Annotated in this window: 2 protein-coding genes; both read left to right on the top strand. The window is 49.3% G+C overall.

Annotation, left to right across the window (positions count from 1 at the left end):
- Nucleotides 1–1,112, top strand: a 1,112-nt coding sequence (locus IQ235_RS17500; protein WP_264322710.1) for a dihydrolipoyl dehydrogenase, incomplete at its 5' end; no start/stop codon positions are given.
- A gap of 957 nt (nt 1,113–2,069) precedes the next feature.
- On the top strand, nt 2,070–5,393 hold the full coding sequence (locus IQ235_RS17495; RefSeq protein ID WP_264322709.1) for a WD40 domain-containing protein: 3,324 nt from the start codon (nt 2,070–2,072) through the stop codon (nt 5,391–5,393).
- The last annotated feature ends 131 nt before the right edge of the window (nt 5,394–5,524 follow it).

The raw sequence follows: 5,524 nt of genomic DNA, 5'->3' as shown, positions 1-5,524 counted from the left end.
AACGCCTCGGGGTCGATATTATTCGGGGTTGGGGTAAAGTTGCCGCCCCTCAAAAAGTGACGGTGGAAACCCCTGAGGGCGAAAAAACCATCACCGCCAATCACATCATTCTCGCCCCCGGTTCGATTCCCTTCGTCCCCCCCGGCATTGAGATTGACGGCAAAACCGTCTTTACCAGCGACGATGCCCTGAAGTTGGAAACTCTACCCCCCTGGGTGGCGATTATCGGTAGCGGTTACATCGGCTTGGAGTTTGCCGATGTTTACTCCGCCCTAGGGTGCGAAATCACCACCATCGAAGCCCTCGACACCCTGATGCCCACCTTCGATCCCGATATTGCCAAGATTGCCAAGCGGGTTCTCCTCGATTCCCGCGATATCGAAGCCCATGCGGGGGTCCTGGCGCAGAAAGTCACCCCCGGCCATCCGGTGACGATCGAACTTGCAGATATGAAAACCCGCGAAGTGGTCGATGTGTTGGAAGTAGATGCTTGTTTGGTGGCCACTGGACGCATTCCCCATACCGAGAATTTGAATTTAGCGGCGGTGGGGGTAGAGACCGATCGCCGAGGCTTTATCCCCGTAGACGACAATCTGGCGGTAGTAGCAAACGGTGAACCGATGCCAAATTTGTGGGCGATCGGGGATGCCACAGGTAAAATGATGCTGGCCCACGTGGCCTCTGCCCAAGGCGTGGCGGTCGTCGAAACCATTTGCGGTCGTCCCCGGCAAGTAGACTATCGCAGCATCCCGGCAGCGGCATTTACCCACCCGGAAATTAGCTTTGTCGGGTTGACAGAACCCCAAGCCAAAGAGTTGGGAGAAACGGAAGGATTTGAGGTCGCCACGGCGCGAACCTACTTTAAAGCCAATTCTAAAGCTCTGGCGGAGAAAGAGACGGACGGTTTGGCGAAGCTGGTTTACCGTCAGGATACTGGGGAACTACTGGGGGCGCACATCATCGGTATCCACGCCGCCGATTTGATTCAGGAAGCGGCCAACGCGATCGCCGATCGACAATCGGTGAACGATTTGGCCTTCAACGTCCACACCCACCCCACTCTCTCAGAGGTGTTAGACGAGGCATACAAGCGCGCGTTAGCCCCCCACTAGGGAAGGCGATCGAAGACGATCGTTTCGGTCGGGGCGCAAGCATTCGGGTGATTTCTCCAGTCGAGAGGGAAATTTTAGATATCCCAATGCCTGCGCCCTCGACTGTGAGAATTGAGGGGTTTTGGATGTTTCGGCAACTCCAAAAAATCATCGATAACTTTTCTAAAGTTACCGATGATTTTTTGATAAATAGGAAGTGAAATCTTAGCCGAGTAGATATCTTGGGGGAAGTGTCGATCGTCTTTTTCCCCTTTGAACTCAGGGTTCAACCGCCACAAAAAGTAGAAGCGATCTTGCCGATCGTAGCAGTATTTTCTAAAAGCATCGTAGCCTTCTATATTCAGAAATCCGTAATCTTTTGTTGTCTTTAACTCGAACTACTCAAATTGTTCTTATTCAAAAAGAGAAAACAAGGTTTTTCAGAGAGATTTATCCAAAACATACTTATTTCTAGATGTTATTAAAGCTTCAAGAAAAGAACAGGTTTCGTCAAAAATATTGGGTCTTCATATATCGCCTAAAAAATTACCCGACAGCCAAATTCTACAGTAACCATAAGGAAGAATCGGGACCACCTCTAAAATTGAATATTAAATTCCAAATATTTCTTGATTTCCAATTATATTTAGACTCATTAAATAATAAATAATACGCCAGTTTACTATTAAGCTAATGTATGCTATGAATCAGCGCACTTTGGCGATCGATCTGAGCTTACGACTTTGTAAGTGACGATCGTAGATTCTCTAGCTCTGACGAGAAACTCTTCAAAAACTCTTCCGAGTAAAGCCGATCGCTAAAATTAGGCAAAAGTATATTCACGATTTTCTTAGCCGTACGATCGGATATTGGTAAAGCGATGAAGATACGATCGTGCATAAAATAGATCGATCGTATCCTAACTATCTCTAGGAATGTCCGTTAAAATCTGGGCAACAGCACTCATTGGGTAGCGAGATGAATTTGGAAGAAGCGCTTTTGGTGGCTAATGCTGCGGTCTTCGATCGATTCGGCAAACGACTCAACGACGTGGAAACGGCGATCGTTCGCGGTGCTTGGGAAAGTCAAACCTACATCCAAATTGCCGAAGCGTCGGGGTATTCTATTAGCTACATTACCCGCGACGTGGGGCCGAAGCTGTGGAAAATGCTGAGTGAAGCCCTTGGAGAACGGGTAAGTAAAACCAGCTTTCGGGCGGCGCTGGAACGGAAATGGCAACAGCAAACCCCTCAGACACCAACCGCCCAGCCAGAAGACGATCGAGCCACCGATTCGCAAAAGACTCCTCAAGATTCCCCCGTACAGCTCGAAACTCAAACGGACTGGGGAGAGGCGATCGATGTCAGTCGGTTCTACGGACGGGGGGAAGAATTAGCCACCCTAGAACGCTGGATTATCGGAGATCGCTGCCGGTTGGTGGCACTCTTGGGTATGGGGGGAATTGGCAAAACTTCTCTTTCCGTAAAACTCGCCCAGCAGCTTCAAGGGGACTTTGAATGCGTCATTTGGCGATCGCTCCGAAATGCTCCCACTCTCGAAACCCTCCTGGGGGAGTTGGTGCCGTTCGTGTCCGAGCAAGAGGACACCCAACCGGAACTCAAACCCTTGATGGCCCAGTTGCGTGCGAGGCGATGTTTGTTGGTTTTGGATAATGCGGAAACCCTCTTGGAAGCGGGATGTGCCGGACAGTATCGAGTCGGTTACGAAGCCTATGGCGAGTTACTGCGGTTGGTGGGAGAAACGGCGCACCAGAGTTGCGTCATCCTCACCAGTCGAGAAAAACCCGCCGATATTGCGGCTCTCGAAGGGATGGAGTTAGCGGTGCGATCGCTTTCGGTACGGGGTCTACAAGCCCAAGCTGAGGTACTGTTGCTCTTGAGCGAACTGACCGGTGACGATCTTCAAAAACAGCAACTCCTGGAACATTACGGCGGCAATCCTTTAGCACTGAAAATTGTTTCAACTTCGATTCAAGAACTCTTTGATGGGGATATTGGTGAGTTTCTTTCTCAAAATGCCGGGGTTTTTAATAGTATTCGCCGCCTGCTCGATCGGCAGTTCGATCGCCTCAGCGCCCTAGAACAAAACTTGATGTATTGGCTGGCGATCGATCGGGAATGGGCGAAAATTTCCGAGCTGGCTGCGGATATAATTCCGAGCGTCTCTCGTTCTAAATTATTAGGGGCGCTCGAATCTTTAAGTTGGCGATCGCTCATCGAGAAACAAACGGGAAAATATACTCAGCAACCGGTGGTGATGGGATATACTACCGATCGACTCGTTGAAAAAGTCAGTCACGAGATTATTACCGGCGAAATTTCATTATTAAATTGTCATGCTTTACTCAAAGCATCAGAAAAAGATTATATTCGAGAATCTCAGAACGAGTGTATTTTAAAACCCATCCTCGCTCAAATCTTATTCGATCTCCATACTCATAAAAATATCGAATCTCAAATTTCCAAAATCATTAAAAAACTCCAAAAAAGCTATTCAAAAGAACCGGGATATACGGGAGGAAACCTACTTAATTTACTCGTTCAACTGCAAACAGATTTGAGCGGTTACGATTTCTCCAATCTCACTCTCTGGCAAGCTGACTTACGCGAAGTCAACTTACAAAATTGCAATTTTGCCGGTGCGGATTTAGGCAAATCGGTACTAACAGAAACCTTGGGAATTCCGTTAACCGTTGCTTTTAGTCCCGATGGAGAATGTCTGGCGACGGGGGATGCCGATCGCGAAATCGTTTTGTGGAGTCCGATCGACGGGCAAAAACGGTTAACCTGCAAGGGACACAGCAGTTGGGTGTGGTCGGTGGCATGGAGTCGGGACGGTCGCATCCTTGCTAGCGGCAGTGAAGATCGCACCGTAAAACTCTGGGATGCTCGAACGGGTAATCTATTAAACACCCTGCACGGACATACCAATCCAATTTGGTCGGTAGCATGGAGTCCCGATGGCAAAACCCTCGCTAGCAGCAGCGAAGATCGCACCATTAAACTCTGGGATATCCCTACGGGAAAAATGCTGCAAACTTTACTCGGACACGAGGGTTGGGTGCGCTCGGTCGCATGGAGTCCCGACGGAAAAACTCTTGCTAGCGGTAGCGAAGATCGCACTGTTAAGTTATGGAACCTCGATAGCGGTCGATGCTACAAAATCCTTCAAGGTCATACCAATTGGGTGCGTTCGGTCGCCTTCTCCCCCGATGGCAATACCCTCGCCAGTGCCAGTGGCGACCACACGATCAAATTCTGGGATACCCAGAGCAGTCAATGTTATAAAACCCTTCAAGGACACAACAATCGCGTCTGGTCGATCGCATGGAGTCCCGACGGAAAAACTCTTGTCGGAGGTTACGACGATCGTACCGTCAAGTTGTGGAATGTAGAGGAAACGCAAATCGATCGAACTTGGTGGGGACACGCTAATTGGGTCTGTACCGTCGCTTGGAGTGCCGACGGCAATACCCTCGCTAGTGGTAGCAGCGATCGCACCATTAAGGTGTGGGATGTTCGCACGGGTCAAGTTTGCCGCACTTTGCAAGGCCATACGAGTCGGGTTTTATCTCTCGCTTTTAGCCCTGACAATCGCACTTTAGTCAGCAGCAGTTACGATCGGACTGTCAAGTTATGGAATACCCATACGGGTGAGTGTATCCGTACCATTGAGGGACAGACCGATTTTGTGTGGACGGTGGCGCTGAGTCGGGACGGTCAAACCATTGCTAGTAGCAGCGGAGATCGGACTGTCAAATTATGGGATACCCGCACGGGGGAATGTATTCGGACTCTCGAAGGTCATACCAATCTGGTGTGGGCGGTAGTATTTTCCCCCGACGGTAATACCCTCGCCAGTGGTAGCGACGATCTGAGTGTCAAGTTATGGAATATCCATACGGGTGAATGTATCCAGACCTTAGAAGGTCATACCAACCGGGTGTGGACGGTTGCGTTCTCCCCCGATGGTAATACTCTCGCTAGTGGTAGCAGCGATCGGACTGTCAAGCTATGGGACGTTATCACCGGACAATGTATCCAGACCTTAGAAGGTCATACCAATCTGGTATGGACTGTAGCGTTTTCCCCCGATGGCAATACTCTCGCTAGTGGTAGCCAAGATGAGACGATCGAGCTTTGGGATGTTCAAACGGGAAAGAGGCTAAAAATGCTTAGGGCCGCTCGACCTTATGAGGGAATGAACGTAAGCGGAGTAACAGGTTTAACAGAACCTCAAACAGCAACTTTAAAGGCTTTGGGTGCAATCGAGGTTCTATAGGTATAGATAAATCGAAAACAAAAAGGCTTCTTTCGATTGAAAGAAGCCTCTTGTAAGATTGAACCTGGCACTGAGCTATTTTCCCAGAGGGCTACCCCCCAAGTATCTTCGCCGCTGAAACGTTTCACCTC

The sequence above is a fragment of the Zarconia navalis LEGE 11467 genome (genome assembly GCF_015207075.1).
Classification (GTDB): domain Bacteria; phylum Cyanobacteriota; class Cyanobacteriia; order Cyanobacteriales; family Geitlerinemataceae; genus Zarconia; species Zarconia navalis.
Note: the sequence above shows the minus strand (reverse complement) of the source record. Positions and strands in the feature narration are given on the sequence as shown.

Bases quoted from the DNA above. Each gene is read 5' to 3' on its own strand.
- IQ235_RS17495 (WP_264322709.1), top strand. From the start codon at position 2,070: ATGAATTTGGAAGAAGCGCTTTTGGTGGCTAATGCTGCGGTCTTCGAT.